Source organism: Kitasatospora sp. NPDC038210, assembly GCF_055600605.1.
This window is the reverse complement of record NZ_JBVJYK010000010.1, coordinates 186,374-200,024: the sequence shown is the minus strand read 5'-3', so window position 1 is coordinate 200,024 and position 13,651 is coordinate 186,374. Positions and strand designations below refer to the sequence as shown.

The window sequence follows — 13,651 nt, the reverse complement described above, 5'->3', positions numbered from 1 at the left end:
CACGGCGACCGCGACGCCCGCCCCGCGGACGAGTTCACCCTCGGGGGCAAGCAAGCCCATCGACCACGGGAGGCCACCATGGACCTCGCGTTCCTCACCCCGCTGCTCGACCGACCCGGCCCCTGGGCCACCGTCTACCTCGACACCGACCGCGCCACCGAGGACGCCGCCCGGCGCCGGGCGCTGATCGACCGCGCCGCCGTCAGCCGGCTGGCCGACGCCGGCGCCGACGAGCGCACCTGCGCGGCCGTCCGCGACCACCTGGCCGCCGAGCCCACCGCGGGCTCCCCGCCCGGGCGGGCGCTGTTCGCGGCGGACGGAGAGGTGGCCCTGGACGTCCCGCTCGCCGCCTCCCCGCCCGACGTCACCGCCACCTGGGCCCCGCTCCCGCACACCGGCCCGTTGGTCGGCCTCCTCGACGACGCCGTACCCGCCTGCCTGGTCGCCGCCGTCGACCGCACCGGCGCCGCGCTGGAACGCTACCGACTCGGCCGCGGCACGCCGGCCGGCACGGTCGAGGCCCCGCAGTGGCAGGGCCGCGGGCACCGCGCCCCGCCCGCCGACCGCCACGAGTGGCACTACCGGCACCGCGTCGAGGACACCTGGGACCGCACCGCCGGGATCATCGCCGACCACCTCGCCCGCACCTGGCCGCAGAGCGGCGCCCACCTGCTCGTCCTCACCGGCGACGTCCGCGAACGCCGGGCCGTGGCTGCGAAGCTGCCCGGGCACGTACGCTCCCTGACCGTCGAACTGGACGGCGGCGGCCGCGCCGACGGGAGTGCCCGCGAGTCCTTCGACCGGCGCCTGGCCGCAGCCTGGAACGACCACCGCGCCCGGCACCTGGCCGAGGTGCTGGACACCTTCCGCACCGCCCTCGGCCGCCCCGGCGAGCACGGCACCGACGGCGCCGGCACCGAAACCGCGCCCGGACCGGCCGCCCAGGGCATCCCCGCGGTGATCAGCGCGGCCCGGCAGCACCAACTCGCCGCGCTGCTCCTCCAGTCGAGCGGCCACGACCCGGACCGCCCGGTGTGGACCGGCCCCGAGCCCGAGCACATCGGTGTCCACCGCGCCGAGCTGCGCGGCATGGGCGTGGCCCACCCGGCCCAGGCCCCCGCCGCCGACGCCCTGCTGCGCGCCGGTGCGGCCTGCGACGCCGAGGCCCTACTCGTCCCGGACGCCCTCGCCGGCCCGCCCGGCGGCCTCGGCGCGGTCCTGCGCTGGCCCGCCTGAGACACGCACCAACTCCCCGGGCCGCCGGTCCGGAGGCCCGCTACCGCTCGGAGCTGCCCGGCAGCACCGGCTTCACGTCCAGCACCGGGGTGCCGTCGATCGCCTCCAGGTCACTGACCCGCAGGCGCGGGCCCTCCACGGCCAGGACGGTGACCCGGTGCAGGCCGATCGGGTTCGGCCGGTCCGGCGAGCGGGTGGCGAACACCCCGGTCTCCGGCCGGTCGCGCTCGCCGCGCGGGTGCACGGCCAGCACCTCCCGGTCGGCCCGGTCCAGCCAGGTCAGCAGCAGCACGTCCTGCCCGACCGCGAGGTCCCGCAGCGCCCGCTCCACCGACGCGTCGAACACCACCCACGCGTCCGGCCCGCCCTCGTCCCCCTGCCGGGGCGCCTGCGCCCGCTCCACCAACGGCGACTCCACCCGCCCGATCGCCCGCACCTCGAAGCTCCGCCCGCGCTCGCCCCGCCCCTGGGAACCCTGACCCGTCATCGCGCCCTCCGCACACCCGACACTCCGTCAGCAGGCACCGTACCGGGCCCGATCGCCCGCACGTCCGACCGTCCACCCCGGGCCCGGCCCAGCCGCCGCCGTGCTGCCGCCGAGCCACTTCGAGAGCCCGGCCGGGCCGGTCCACGGGCCCGGAGCTCGGGCCCGGAGCTCGGGCCCGGCGGTGCCCTGCGGGAGACTCGCTCCACCAGGTCGGCCGTGGGGCCGGCCGAAGGCGGGGGACAGGGGTGCGCGATGGCGGGCGGCGAGGTGTCGGTCGAGGAGGTCCGGAAGCGGCTGGTGGCGGGGGAGTCGCCGGGTACGGTCTGCGGCGAGCTCGCCGTGGGGAGGACCCGCTGGTGGGAAGCCGCCCTGGTGGTCGGGCGGGCGCTGGGGCTCTCGGAAGCGGAGCTGGCCCGACGGGTGAGCAGGGATCCGGACGCGGCGCAGGCCGAACTCCGCCCGGGCGAGGAGGACTTGTACGGCGACCTCCTGGAGAGGATCGGCGCGTTCGACGTCCCCGAGGAACTCGACGAGCGGGCGCAGGCCGTCATGGAGCACCTGCGGGCGGCCCTGGGGGCGATGGGCGGCATCGGCAGCGGCCACGGCGCCGGCCTGTCCCGCCGGTTCGTCCGCGGCGAGACGGTGAGCGCCTTCCTCACGCTCGTGCGCTTCGGCCCCCGGACCGGTCGTGGTCGGCCGCAGGAGTTCTGGGCGGCGCTGGTGACCGCGGGGGAACTCCTCGACCCGGCGGACGGCGACGGGCGCGGGACCGTCGCGGAGGCCCTCGACGCCTGCCGGGCCCGCCTGGCGCAGTGCGCCCGCTGAGTGCGTCCGCTGGGTGCGCCCCCTGACCCGGGTCAGGACGGATCCGGTTCACCTCGCACCAGCCACGCCGCTTCGAGCGGGACCAGGTGCCCGGTGAGGGCGTGGACGTCGGCCGGGACGTCGGCGCGGGCGAGGAGGGCCGGGGCGGAGCCGACAGCCGGCGGCGCGCAGCACGGTGGCGCGGGCGCCGGCCCGGACCCGGCAGTCGATCCACTTGCTCCACATGCGGTCCATCCTGCTGAGCCGGGCGGGCGGGCCGTCCAGCGGGCGGTGGTCGCAGGGACGGTCGGGCGGGGGACGTAGGCCGCACGGCGCGGCCGTCCCGGATGGCCGGATCTTGCAGAGTCCCGTCATTGCCGCCACCGCCGCTGCCGGGCGAGGCTTGGGCCATGGACGACGCACTCCGCCTGCCGCACCTGGTCGTGATCCCGGTCTTCCCCGGGGTGAACGCGCTGGACGTGACCGGGCCCGCCGAGGTGCTGGCGCTGGCCGGACGGCTGCTGCCGCCCGGGCGGCCCGGGTACGACGTGCGGGTGTGCGCGGAGCGGCGCGGGCCGGTGGAGACCTTCTCGGGGGTACCGCTGCACGTGACCGCGACGCTCGCCGAGCAGCGGGTGCGCCCGGACACGGTGCTGGTGCCGGGGCGCGTGGACCTGGGCCCGGGCGGGCCGGTGCCGCGGGTGGACCCGGTGGTGGTGGCCTGGTTGCGGGAGGTCGGGCCCGGCGCCGGGCGGGTCGCCTCGGTGTGCGCCGGCGCCCACGTCGCGGCGGCGGCCGGACTGCTGGACGGCCACCGTGCGACGACCCACTGGGCGACCGCGGACCGGCTGGCCGCGGACCACCCGGCCGTCGAGGTGGACGCCGATCCGGTGTTCATCCGCTCCGGGCGGCTGTGGACCAGCGCGGGCCTGACCACCTCGATGGACCTCACCCTCGCCCTGGTCGCCGACGACCACGGCGACGACCTCGCGCTGGAGATCGCCCGGATCATGGTGATGTACCTGCAACGCCCGGGCGGGCAGAGCCAGTTCAGCGTCCCCCTGGCCTACGGGCCCGGCGCCCGGGCGGACCTGCGGACCCTGCGCCGCTGGATCGGCGAGCACCCGGAGGCCGACCTCTCGGTACCCGCGCTCGCCGCCCGACTCGCCATGAGCGAACGGCACTTCGCCCGCGTCTTCCGCTCCGAGACCGGCACCACACCCGGGGCGTACGTCGAGGAACTGCGCCTGGAGACCGCCCGCCGGCTGCTGGAGCGCACCGACCACCCGCTGCCGGGGATCGCCCGCGCGTGCGGCTTCGGCTCGGTCGAGACGCTGCACCGGGTGTTCCGGGACCACCTCTCCACCACCCCCGGCGACTACCGGCGCCGGTTCGGCCTCCCGACCACCGACTGTCGGATCACCGACAGGCAGATCACCGACTGAGGGATCACCGACTGAGGGATCACCGGCTGTCGGATCACCGACCACCCCAACGGAACGACCATCCCAAGGAGAACGACCACCGTGAAGATCACGGCCACGCACATCGGCACCGCGACCGTCCTGCTGGAGATCGGCGGCCTGCGGCTGCTCACCGACCCGGCCTTCGACCCCGCCCCGGCCGAGTACCGCCACGACCCGGTGGTACTGCGCAGCACCGGAGGCCCGGCGATCGGCGCGCACGAGCTGCCCCCGGTGGACGCCGTGCTGCTCAGCCACGACGAGCACCCCGACAACCTGGACGCCACCGGCCGGACCCTGCTCGCCGGGCGCCCGGTGCTGACCACGGTCGGCGGCGCGGCCCGGCTCGGCGGCGGCGCGCTGGGCCTGGCACCGTGGCAGACCCGAGACCTGACGGTGGACGGCCGGACCCTGCGGGTCACCGGTACCCCCGGACTGCACGGTCCGGTCGGGGAGGTGACCGGCTTCGTGGTGGAGGTGCCGGGCGAGCCGGAGGCGCTCTACGTCTCGGGCGACACCGTCCACTTCCCCGAACTGGACGAGGTCGGGCGGCGGTTCACGATCGGCACGGCCGTGCTGCACCTCGGGGCCGCCCGGATCCAGGCCTTCGGCGGCGGCGGGCTGATCACGATGGACGCGGCGCAGGCCGCGGCGCTGACCGCCTCGCTCGGCGCCCGCCGGGTCGTCCCGGTGCACTACACCTCGTGGGAGCACTTCACCGAGGGGCGCGAGGAGACCACCGTGCACTTCGCCGCAGCGGGCCTGGCGGACCGCCTGCACTGGCTCACCCTCGGCGTGCCCGAGATCCTGGGCTAGCGGGCCCGGCGGGTTCTGCGGACCCGCCGGGCCCGCCCCGCCGAGCGGCTTTGGCTCCCGGCCGCCCGACCAGGCATGATCGGGGCATGGTCGAACGAGTCATTGCAGCGTGTGACGGAGCAGCCAAGGGCAACCCCGGCCCGGCGGGCTGGGCGTACGTGGTGGCGGACGCCGCCGGGACGCCCCAGCGCTGGGAGTCCGGGGCGCTCGGGCACAGCACCAACAACGTGGGCGAGCTGACGGCGTTGCAGCGGCTGCTGGCGGCGACCGACCCGGCCGTGCCGCTGGAGGTGCGGCTGGACAGCACCTACACCCGCGACTCGGTGACCAAGTGGCTGAAGGGATGGAAGCGCAACGGCTGGAAGACGGCGGCCGGCAAGCCGGTCGCCAACCAGGAGCTGATCCAGGCGATCGACGCGCTGCTGGAGGACCGGGACGTCACCTTCGTGTACGTGCCGGCGCACCAGGTGGACGGCGACCCGCTGAACGCCGTCGCCGACAAGGCCGCCAGCGATGCGGCCCGCACCCAGCAGGGCGCCTCCGGCACCGCCGCCGACCTGCCCGAGCCCGACCCGGCCGCCGCCTCGAAGCCCCGTACGGCGCGCAGCACCGGCACCCGTTCCGGCGCGGCCGGCACCGCCGCGAAGCGCACGTCCTCGGGCACCTCCCGCACCCTGGCCGCCCGCTACCCGGGGACGTGCCCGTGCAGCCGCCCGTACGCCAAGGGGGACAAGATCACCAAGGTGGGTGCCGGCTGGGGCCACCCGGAGTGCGTGTCCGCCCACGCCTGAGCACCGGGGCCGCCTCGCCCGTACTACCCGATGAGCGGCCCGAGCGGCCCGAGCGGAACGGGAGGTGAGTGCACGGTGATCGTTTCGGAGACGGCGGAGTTCCACGTCGGGGACCAGGTGTGGGTGTACCGCGAGTCGTCCTACGCCGCGGTCGAGAGCGCCGTCGTCGTGGCGGCCCCCGCGGACGGCAGTCTGCGGCTGGAGTTCACCGACGGGCACCGCAGCCATCTGCGCTCCGGCCGGGTGGAAGTGCCGGCCGCGCGCCCCGCCCGGGTGCTCTGAGGGCCGGTCCTCGGACCCCGCCTGCAGGGGTCCGAAGACCGGCCCGAGGGCCCGGTACCGGACACACGGCCGGCCGACCGCGGGTGCGGTCGGCCGGCCGTGTGTCGCGAGACGGGCGGGATCAGCCCTGCTGGGTGATCTCCTTGATGTCCTCGAAGCTCATGCCGAGCGAGTTGAACGCGCGGGCCTGCGTCTCCGGGACGCCGAGCTTGGCGAGCTCCTTGAGCTGGGCGTCGGTCAGCGGCGCCACGGCGGTGGCCGGGCCGTTCTCGGGGTCGAGGCCGGCACCGGGGCGCGGGCCGGGGCCGCCGGCGGCGAGGCCGAGCACCGCCTTCATCAGGTCCTCGGTGGTCGTCTTGACCGCGTCGGCCGGGGCCTGGACGTTCGGCGCGGACTTGTCGAAGGCAAGCTTCACCGGGAAGTTGACGCCCGGCTCGATCTTGTCCGCCAGCTGGGCGAAGTCGAAGGTGGCCGAGGAGAAGGCGCCGTCCTTCAGGTAGAGGTCGACACCGACCTTGCGGTCCGGCACGTCGCTCGGGGCCTGGCTCGGGAACTTCTTGAACTGCTGCGGGAACTTGTCCGCGACCGGCTTGACGGCCTTGAACATCTCGTCCACCAGCTGGCGGGCCGGGGCGCTCATCCAGATGTGCTCGGTGCCGTCCTTGCTGCCCTTGTCCTCGTACGTGACGGTGCGGGTGAGCACGTCCTTGAGCGAGTTGACGAGCTGCTTGGCGGCCTCCGGGTCGGCGGTCGGCGCACCGCTCGGAGTGGCCTTCTTGCCGTCGTTCTTCTTCGCCTCGTCGGCGAGCTCCTGGAGGTCGAGCGAGATCCACTTGCCGGCCAGCACCTCCTTGACCGCGCCCATGTCCGCCGGCAGGTCCTTGCTGACGGCGTCCACCTGGGAGGGGTCCTCGCCGACGAGCTTCACCAGGCCCTTGGCGTCGACGTGCAGGTAGCCCTTGGCGTCGACCTGGCGGTACTCCAGCAGCGAGGTGCCGTTGCGGTCGGCGATCACGTAGGAGATGCGCACCGACTTGTCGAGCGTCAGGTCCTTGTCGGCGGCCGAGCCCTTGGCGTTCTTGAACGCCTCGATCTCCTTGAGCGGCTTGTCGGCGGAGACCGCGACGGCGACGGAGAGCCCGGACATCGCCTTGGCGCTCTTCTCGTCCATCTCGCCGCCCTCGGCGCCCTTCTCCCCGGTGGCCTTGGCGAAGGCGACGATCTGCTCGGGGGTGGCGTCGATGGAGAGCTTGAAGCCGGCCGACTTGCCGTCGCCGACCTTGTTGAAGGCCTTCGAGACCTTCTGGGCGGCGGAGAGCTGCTCGACGGTGCCGCAGGCGGCGAGGCCGGTGGCGAGGACGGAAGCGGTGACGGCGACGGGCATCGCACCGCGGGCGGCCTTGCGGATGGCGGTGTTGATGGTGCAACTCCTGTGTGACTGGGCCCGATCGGACGACCGGGCCTTCCCTCCCCCGTGGCGTGCAGCGCCACGGCGCATACACATGCGATCACATTATCAGCAAGCCGTCACACCATTATTTGGCGCAGGCTTTAAGCGATGTGGCCGGAAACGTCCATGATGGCCGGATCGGTCCGCCCTGCGCGAGGTCTGCGCCGAGGTGCCGCGAGGTGCCAAGAGTCGCCACGAGTCGCCACGAGTCGCCACGAGTCGCCGCGCGCGTCCGGAGCCCGGACGGACCATGCCGAACCATGGCAGAACCTTTGCCGAGAAGGGGTGTTCAGGCCCCCGGCGCCCCTTGTTAGCCTCAGCCGATTTCCCGCCGGGCAGGTCGGCGGACAGACGGGGCATGAGGTACCGAAAGCATGGCAATTCGCCGGGCGAAGCAGAAGGCCCAGGTCATAGAGAAGCTCTCGCAGGTGGCGCCGCCGGGGGAGACCTTCATCGCGTGCGTGCACGTGGAGACCGGACCCAGCCCGTGGCTCAACGCGGTCTTCGACGAGGTGCCGCTTCTCGGCCTGATCGTCGCACTGACCCGTCAGTTCTACTTCCTGACGCTCACCAACAGCTCGATCGTGGTCAACTCGGCCAGCCGCTGGACCAACCGCCCCGGGGACGTCGTCGCGGTCTTCCCGCGGCACGCCTTCCCGGTCAGCCGGGTCAAGCGGGCCTCGATCTGGAGCTCGATGTACCTGCAGCTGCCCACCAGCGGCAAGCCGACCCGGCTGAACATCCACCGCTACTGGCGGGCCGAGCTGGACCAGCTGAGCACCGCCTTCCCGCCCGGGTCGATCGACGCCGCCTCACAGCCGTTCGAACTCGCGCCGCAGGGCATGCCGCACGCGGCCCCGCAGGGTCAGCCGTTCCCGCAGCAGCAGCCGTACCCGGCGCCGCCGGCGCAGCCGTACCCGCCGCAGGGTCAGCCGTTCCCGCAGCAGCAGCCGTACCCGGCGCCGCCGGCGCAGCCCTACCCGCCGCAGGGTCAGCCCTACCCGCCGCAGGGTCAGCCGTACCCGCAGCAGCAGCCGTACCCGGCCCCGCCGGCGCAGCCCTACCCGCCGCAGGGCCAGCCCTACCCGCCGCAGCCGCCCTACGGCGGCCAGCCGGGCCACCCCGCGCAGCGGTGATCCCGCCCCGGGCGGGCTGAACGCGCCCCGGCCCCGGCTCCCCGTGCGGGGGCCGGGGCCGTGTGGTTCCCCTGGCGGCTGCCGCCGCGGCAGCCGCGGCCGCCTACGAGTGCTGCAGGGCGACGATGGCGACGGCGACGGCGGCGATGACGATCGTGGCGAGGACACCCAGCACGGTGGGCGTCAGCCGGTCCCGGAACTGCTTCGGCGGTTTCACCCGCTGCGTGGGGTGGGTGCTGTACTCCCACCAGTTCACCAGCCGCTGGACGTTCGTCCGGAAGTCGGCGGCCGGGTAGATCCGGCTGGTCGCCAGGCCCGGCAGCGAGCGGCGGCGCCCGTTGGTCATGAAGATCCGCGCCGCGCTGGACACCGAGCCGTTGGCCTTGGTCTCCCGCACGTCGACCCACGTGATCTCGTGCCACGGGTAGGTGCGGCCGCGCCCGAGGCCCCAGCAGACGGTGACGCCGTCGGCGCCGACCCGGCTCCAGGAGCGCCAGCTGAGGACGAAGGCAGGGACGCAGAGCGCCAGGGTGCCGATGACCAGCCAGAGCGTGCCGGTGGAGCCGAGTTTCGACTCGCCGAGGACGAACTGGGCCACGAGGACGAGGAGCGGCGGAAGGAGATTCGACCACGAGGGCCGGAACAGGTCTTTCCCCCGGAAGATCAGGTCGTTCACCCGGCGCACACTACGCCTGTGCCTCCGAGGCGGAACAGGGGGGTGCGAGTGTCTTGCCAGGCGGCCCGGTCCCTCCCTACCGTCGAAGGGCGCAAGCTGACAGACCGTCTCACAAGACGCTCGGACGGTCTCACGAGACGTTGTGCCACCCGGTGAAGGAGCGACGATGCCACGGACAGGTCCCCGGCGCCGCCTCGGCGTCCGATCCCTCTGCACTCTCGCGGCCGCCCTCGGCCTGCTCGTCCCGGCTGCCGCCACCAGCAGCAGTGCCGCGCCCGGTGCGGCGCCGGCCCTGCGGGAGGTGATGTTCGTCGGCAACAACTGGGAGGGCACCGCCGACGTGATCGAGTCCTCCGGCGGCCTCGGCAAGGTCGGACGGATCGACGTCATCCCCGACAAGGACCAGCGGCTCGCCGAGATCTACCTCGACCCGGTGAAGCTCGCCTTCTTCCTCGGCGTCCGGCTCGGCCCCGGCGAGGGCCACGACCAGTTCGTCGACGACATGTACAGCACGCCGGACGGCACCGCCGTGGTCGTCTCCCGGCCCAGCTTCGCCGACGTCGTCTCCCTCGACCTCGCCACCGGACGGATCAAGTGGCGCTTCCCGGTGGCGGGTTACCGTGCCGACCACATGGCGCTCTCGCCGGACGGCACCCGGGTGGCGGTCTCCGCCTCCACCGCGAACACCGTCCACGTCCTGGACGTCCGCACCGGCACCGAGCTCGGCTCGTTCCACACCGGGGACAAGCCGCACGAGAACATCTTCACCGACGGTGGCCGGCAGCTGTGGAACATGTCCATCGGCAACGTCGAAACCGCCCTGGACGCACCGTGGCTGGACTGGACGAAGGGCGATCGGCACATCACCGTCGTCGACGCGGCCACCCTGGCACCGATCCGGGTGATCGACATGCGCAAGCGCCTCGACGACGCCGGGCTCGGCGGGTTGTCCAACGCCGTCCGGCCCGCCGTCTTCTCCCCGGACGGCTCCAAGCTCTACTTCCAGGTGTCGTTCTTCAACGGCTTCGTCGAGTACGACGTGGCCGCCGACCGGATCACCCGGGTGAAGACCCTGCCGGCCGCCCCGGCCGCCGGGACGGACCGCACCACCTGGCCCAACGACTCCCGCCACCACGGCCTGTCGATGAGCCCGTCCGGCGACCGGCTGTGCGTCGCCGGCACCGTCGACGACTACGCGACGGTGGTCGACCGTGCCACGCTCCAGGAGGGCCCGCTGGTGCCCGCGTCCAAGCCGTACTGGGCGACGGTCAGCGGCGACGGGAAGTCCTGCCTGATCTCCGAGAGCGGCGCGGACCGGGTCACCGCGATCGACTTCGCGACCGGGCTCAAGACCGCCTCGGTCGCGGTCGGCCGGCACCCGCAGCGGGTCCGGCTCGGCCACGTGCCCACCGGCTGGACCGGCCCCACGCCGCCCTGATCCTGCGGGGCCGGGTGTTCGGACCCCGTCCGGCGGCCGCGGGGACGGCCTCGCCCGCGGCCTGCCTGCCCCCGCTGCCTGCGGCCCCTACCTGCGGACCCTACCTCCGGACCCGCCGGGCCGCGGCCGGCTCCCGGAGGGTGCGGCGGGCCGCGACCAGGGTCAGCAGGCCCCACAGGACGGCGGCCACGGCGGTGACGTAGAGGCCGCTGCCGCGGAAGGAGAGGTCGTCGTCCAGCGGGGCCGGCGGGGCCCAACCCTCGGGGTCGACCAGCACGTTCATGGTGCTGCCGACGTCGGACCGGCCCGAGCAGCCGAAGCCGCCGACCTGGCCGTGCGGCAGCGGCTGCCCGTCGGCCCGGCGGATGTCGCAGGTCCAGCTGACCCTCCCGCTGCGGTCCTTCGCACTGTGGGCGCCGGTGACCACCACCTCGGTCTCCACCCCGCGGTGGGACAGGATCCGGGCGCGGAGGCTCGCCGTCGGAAGCATCATCAGCAGCACGCCCGCCAGGACGGCCGGCCAGATCACCCAGCCGCTGGGCCGGACGAAGCCCAGGCCGATGATGCCCGCCGAGAGCACCAGGAGCGCCGGGATCGCGCAGAGCACCTGGTAGTCCGGGTCGGTGGCGATCGCCAGCAGACCGACCATCAGCACCGGGGTGAGCACCCCGACCAGCCACGCCGTCCGGCGGACTGCCCGTGGCGACAACTGCGGCGCCGGGCGCCTGCGGATCCGCTTCGGGGGCGGGACGACCCCGTCGGCGCGCGGTCTCTTCTGCTTCTTCTTCTTGCCCGCCATGGAGCCCCCCTCCGGTAGTGCCTGGTGCCTGGTGCTGATGCGTGGTGCGTCGTGGGTGGTGTGCGTACCTGCGACAGTGTGACCGCGGCTCCGGAGGTGCGGAAGGGCGGGGCCGGATCTCCGGGGCCTTGGCCACCGGCAGGCGGTCGCGCGGAAGTTACCGACGAGTTCACCCCAAGCTCGTCCGAAGTCTTGCCCCCCGTGCCGCTCAGCACGTTGGATGCACAACATCCCGCGACCCGACGGGTCCACGACACGCCCCACGGAGCCCAGATGCCGCTGTCGTCCGTCCGCCGTGCCCTCGCCGCCGGTGCCGCCGCCACCGTGATCGCCACGCTCGGCGCCGCCCCCGCCTCGGCCGAGAGCGCGCCGCTGACCGCGCCGCCGCTCGACGTGCTGACCTACAACGTGTTCCTGATGAGCACGTCGCTCTACCCCAACTGGGGCCAGCAGTACCGGGCGCAGGCGATCGCCTCGGCGGACTTCTTCCAGGGCCACGACGTGGTCGTGCTGGAGGAGGCCTTCGACAACGCGTCCTCCGACGCGCTGACCGCCAAGGCCTCGGCCGCCTACCCGTACCACACGCCCGTGGTCGGCCGCTCCACCGGCGGCTGGGACGCCACCTCCGGCAGCTACAGCTCCACCACGCCCGAGGACGGCGGGGTCACCCTGCTCAGCAAGTGGCCGATCCTGCACAAGGAGCAGTACGTCTACAAGGACGCCTGTGGCTCGGACTGGTTCTCCAACAAGGGCTTCGTCTACGCCGTCCTGGACGTGAACGGCCGCCGCACCCACGTGGTCGGCACCCACCTGCAGTCCACCGACTCGGGCTGCTCCAGCGGTCAGGCGGCGGACATCCGGGCCAGGCAGCTCGGCGCGATGCGCGCCTTCCTGGACGCCAAGCGGATCCCGGCCGCCGAGCCGATCGTCCTCGCGGGCGACCTCAACATCGACTCGCACGGCTCCGAGTACCAGGCGCTGCTGGACAACGGCAACCTCGCCCCGGCCTCCGCCCGCACCGGCTGGCCGTACTCCTTCGACACCGCCGACAACTCCGTCGCCGCCTACCGCTACCCGGGCGACCCCAAGGAGGACCTCGACTACGTCCTCTACCGCGCCGACCACGCCCGGCCGCAGCAGTACACCAACCAGGTCCTCCGGGTGCACAGCACGCCCTGGACGGTGAGCAGTTGGGGCACGAGCTACACCTACGCCGACCTCTCCGACCACTACCCGCTCGCCGCGCACTGACGCCGCGCGGGGCCCTGGGCCGGGCGCCGGGTGTGGGATGCGTCACCGACTCGCCCCACCTGCGGTTCGGCCCCCTACGATCCTGAACGCCGAGGTCAGGCGCCGTCGTACCCCGGCGGCGCCCGCCCGGCGCCCAGCGATCAGCCCCAGGAGAAGCGCACGTGACCACCCCCACCGCCGCGCCCGAAAGCTACTTCCAGCGCACCGGCGAGAACCGCTACAAGCCCACCGCCCACGCCCAGGGTGCCTGGCACCCCGACGAGCAGCACTTCAGCCCGCTCGGCGGCCTGGTCGTCCACGCGATCGACCGCCACCGCACCGACCGGGCGCGGACCGACCGCCCGGGCGGCGCCCTGGCGCTGGCCCGGATCAGCTTCGACATACTCGGCCTGATCCCGCTCGACGAGATCGAGGTCACGGTGGAGACCGTCCGGCCCGGGCGCACCATCGAGCTGGTCGAGGCCACCGTGGTGGCCGGGGAGCGCGCCGTGGTCCGGGCCCGCGCGTGGTTCCTCGCCGAACTCGACACCGCGGCCGTCGCCGGGACGCACGACCGGCCGCTGCCCGGGCCCGAGGAGTTCGAGCCGTGGGCGATGGGCGGACTGTGGGGCGGCGGCTACATCGACTCGATCGACGTCCGCCGGCGGGAGTCGGCCCCGGGCCGCGCCGCCGCCTGGATCTCCACCCCGGTCGACCTGGTCGCCGGTGAGCCGAGCAGCCCGTACGCCTCGTTCATCGCCCTGGTGGACACCGCCAACGGCATCGCGGCGCGCCAGGACCCCACCGCGTGGATGTTCCCCAACACCGACCTGACGATCCACCTCCACCGCCGCCCCGAGGGCCCCTGGACCGGCCTGGACACCGCCGTCAGCTTCGGCCCGACCGGCCACGGAGTCACCAGCACCGTCCTGCACGACCGGCAGGGGCCGGTCGGCCGCGCCGAGCAGATCCTCACCGTCCGCCCGCAGCAGGGCAGTTGACGGAGGCGGCGCCGCCACCGGTCGCGGGTGGCGGCGCCGCCG

General features: G+C 74.1%; 14 protein-coding genes. 10 read left to right on the top strand and 4 right to left on the bottom strand.

The features are described 5' to 3' along the window. Nucleotides 1–78 precede the first annotated feature (78 nt). Nucleotides 79–1,236 carry a baeRF2 domain-containing protein gene (locus ACZ7KX_RS21765; protein WP_470327865.1) on the top strand — a complete coding sequence of 386 codons (1,158 nt, stop codon included), beginning with the start codon at nucleotides 79–81 and terminating at the stop codon, nucleotides 1,234–1,236. 40 nt (nucleotides 1,237–1,276) lie between these two features. Here ACZ7KX_RS21765 and tsaA read toward each other — a convergent pair whose 3' ends face one another. Further along, nucleotides 1,277–1,723 carry a tRNA (N6-threonylcarbamoyladenosine(37)-N6)-methyltransferase TrmO gene (gene tsaA / locus ACZ7KX_RS21760; protein ID WP_396545877.1) on the bottom strand — a complete coding sequence of 149 codons (447 nt, stop codon included), beginning with the start codon at nucleotides 1,721–1,723 and terminating at the stop codon, nucleotides 1,277–1,279. Nucleotides 1,724–1,975: 252 nt separating this feature from the next. Here tsaA and ACZ7KX_RS21755 point away from each other — a divergent pair, with 252 nt between their 5' ends. The 5 genes from ACZ7KX_RS21755 (at nucleotide 1,976) to ACZ7KX_RS21735 (ending at nucleotide 5,879) form a co-directional block, all read left to right on the top strand. Next, entirely contained in the window at nucleotides 1,976–2,548 is a 573-nt protein-coding gene (locus ACZ7KX_RS21755; RefSeq protein WP_470327864.1) for a hypothetical protein, read from the top strand. A gap of 389 nt (nucleotides 2,549–2,937) precedes the next feature. Next, entirely contained in the window at nucleotides 2,938–3,972 is a 1,035-nt protein-coding gene (locus ACZ7KX_RS21750) for a GlxA family transcriptional regulator (RefSeq protein ID WP_470327863.1), read from the top strand. Nucleotides 3,973–4,053: 81 nt separating this feature from the next. Beyond that, nucleotides 4,054–4,806 (top strand): MBL fold metallo-hydrolase, encoded by a 753-nt coding sequence (locus ACZ7KX_RS21745; RefSeq protein WP_470327862.1) that lies wholly within the window; start codon nucleotides 4,054–4,056, stop codon nucleotides 4,804–4,806. Between the two features lie 86 nt (nucleotides 4,807–4,892). Next, nucleotides 4,893–5,597 (top strand): ribonuclease H family protein, encoded by a 705-nt coding sequence (locus ACZ7KX_RS21740; protein WP_470327861.1) that lies wholly within the window; start codon nucleotides 4,893–4,895, stop codon nucleotides 5,595–5,597. Between the two features lie 75 nt (nucleotides 5,598–5,672). Next, the gene (locus ACZ7KX_RS21735) at nucleotides 5,673–5,879 is read left to right on the top strand and encodes a hypothetical protein (RefSeq protein WP_396545871.1); all 207 of its coding nucleotides are present in this window, start codon (nucleotides 5,673–5,675) and stop codon (nucleotides 5,877–5,879) included. 121 nt (nucleotides 5,880–6,000) lie between these two features. Here the strand turns inward: ACZ7KX_RS21735 and ACZ7KX_RS21730 are convergent, their stop codons facing one another. Continuing rightward, nucleotides 6,001–7,263, bottom strand: coding sequence for a hypothetical protein (locus ACZ7KX_RS21730; RefSeq protein ID WP_470327860.1), 1,263 nt, complete (start codon nucleotides 7,261–7,263; stop codon nucleotides 6,001–6,003). Between the two features lie 440 nt (nucleotides 7,264–7,703). On the opposite strand from ACZ7KX_RS21730, the gene ACZ7KX_RS21725 reads away from it, so the two are divergent. Next, nucleotides 7,704–8,465 carry a hypothetical protein gene (locus tag ACZ7KX_RS21725; RefSeq protein WP_470327859.1) on the top strand — a complete coding sequence of 254 codons (762 nt, stop codon included), beginning with the start codon at nucleotides 7,704–7,706 and terminating at the stop codon, nucleotides 8,463–8,465. A 103-nt stretch (nucleotides 8,466–8,568) separates the two neighbouring features. Here ACZ7KX_RS21725 and ACZ7KX_RS21720 read toward each other — a convergent pair whose 3' ends face one another. Continuing rightward, nucleotides 8,569–9,141: a hypothetical protein gene (locus tag ACZ7KX_RS21720; RefSeq protein WP_470327858.1), complete on the bottom strand. Its 573-nt coding sequence runs from the start codon at nucleotides 9,139–9,141 to the stop codon at nucleotides 8,569–8,571. 166 nt (nucleotides 9,142–9,307) lie between these two features. Here ACZ7KX_RS21720 and ACZ7KX_RS21715 point away from each other — a divergent pair, with 166 nt between their 5' ends. After that, on the top strand, nucleotides 9,308–10,579 hold the full coding sequence (locus ACZ7KX_RS21715) for a YncE family protein (protein ID WP_396545867.1): 1,272 nt from the start codon (nucleotides 9,308–9,310) through the stop codon (nucleotides 10,577–10,579). Nucleotides 10,580–10,679: 100 nt separating this feature from the next. On the opposite strand, the gene ACZ7KX_RS21710 is transcribed toward ACZ7KX_RS21715, so the two are convergent. Then, a complete protein-coding gene (locus ACZ7KX_RS21710) occupies nucleotides 10,680–11,378 on the bottom strand; it encodes a hypothetical protein (protein ID WP_470327857.1) in 699 nt (232 codons plus the stop codon). 273 nt (nucleotides 11,379–11,651) lie between these two features. Here ACZ7KX_RS21710 and sph point away from each other — a divergent pair, with 273 nt between their 5' ends. Both sph and ACZ7KX_RS21700 read left to right on the top strand, forming a co-directional pair. Continuing rightward, a complete protein-coding gene (sph, locus tag ACZ7KX_RS21705; protein ID WP_470327856.1) occupies nucleotides 11,652–12,629 on the top strand; it encodes a sphingomyelin phosphodiesterase in 978 nt (325 codons plus the stop codon). Nucleotides 12,630–12,790: 161 nt separating this feature from the next. Beyond that, entirely contained in the window at nucleotides 12,791–13,609 is an 819-nt protein-coding gene (locus ACZ7KX_RS21700) for a thioesterase family protein (protein WP_470327855.1), read from the top strand. The last annotated feature ends 42 nt before the right edge of the window (nucleotides 13,610–13,651 follow it).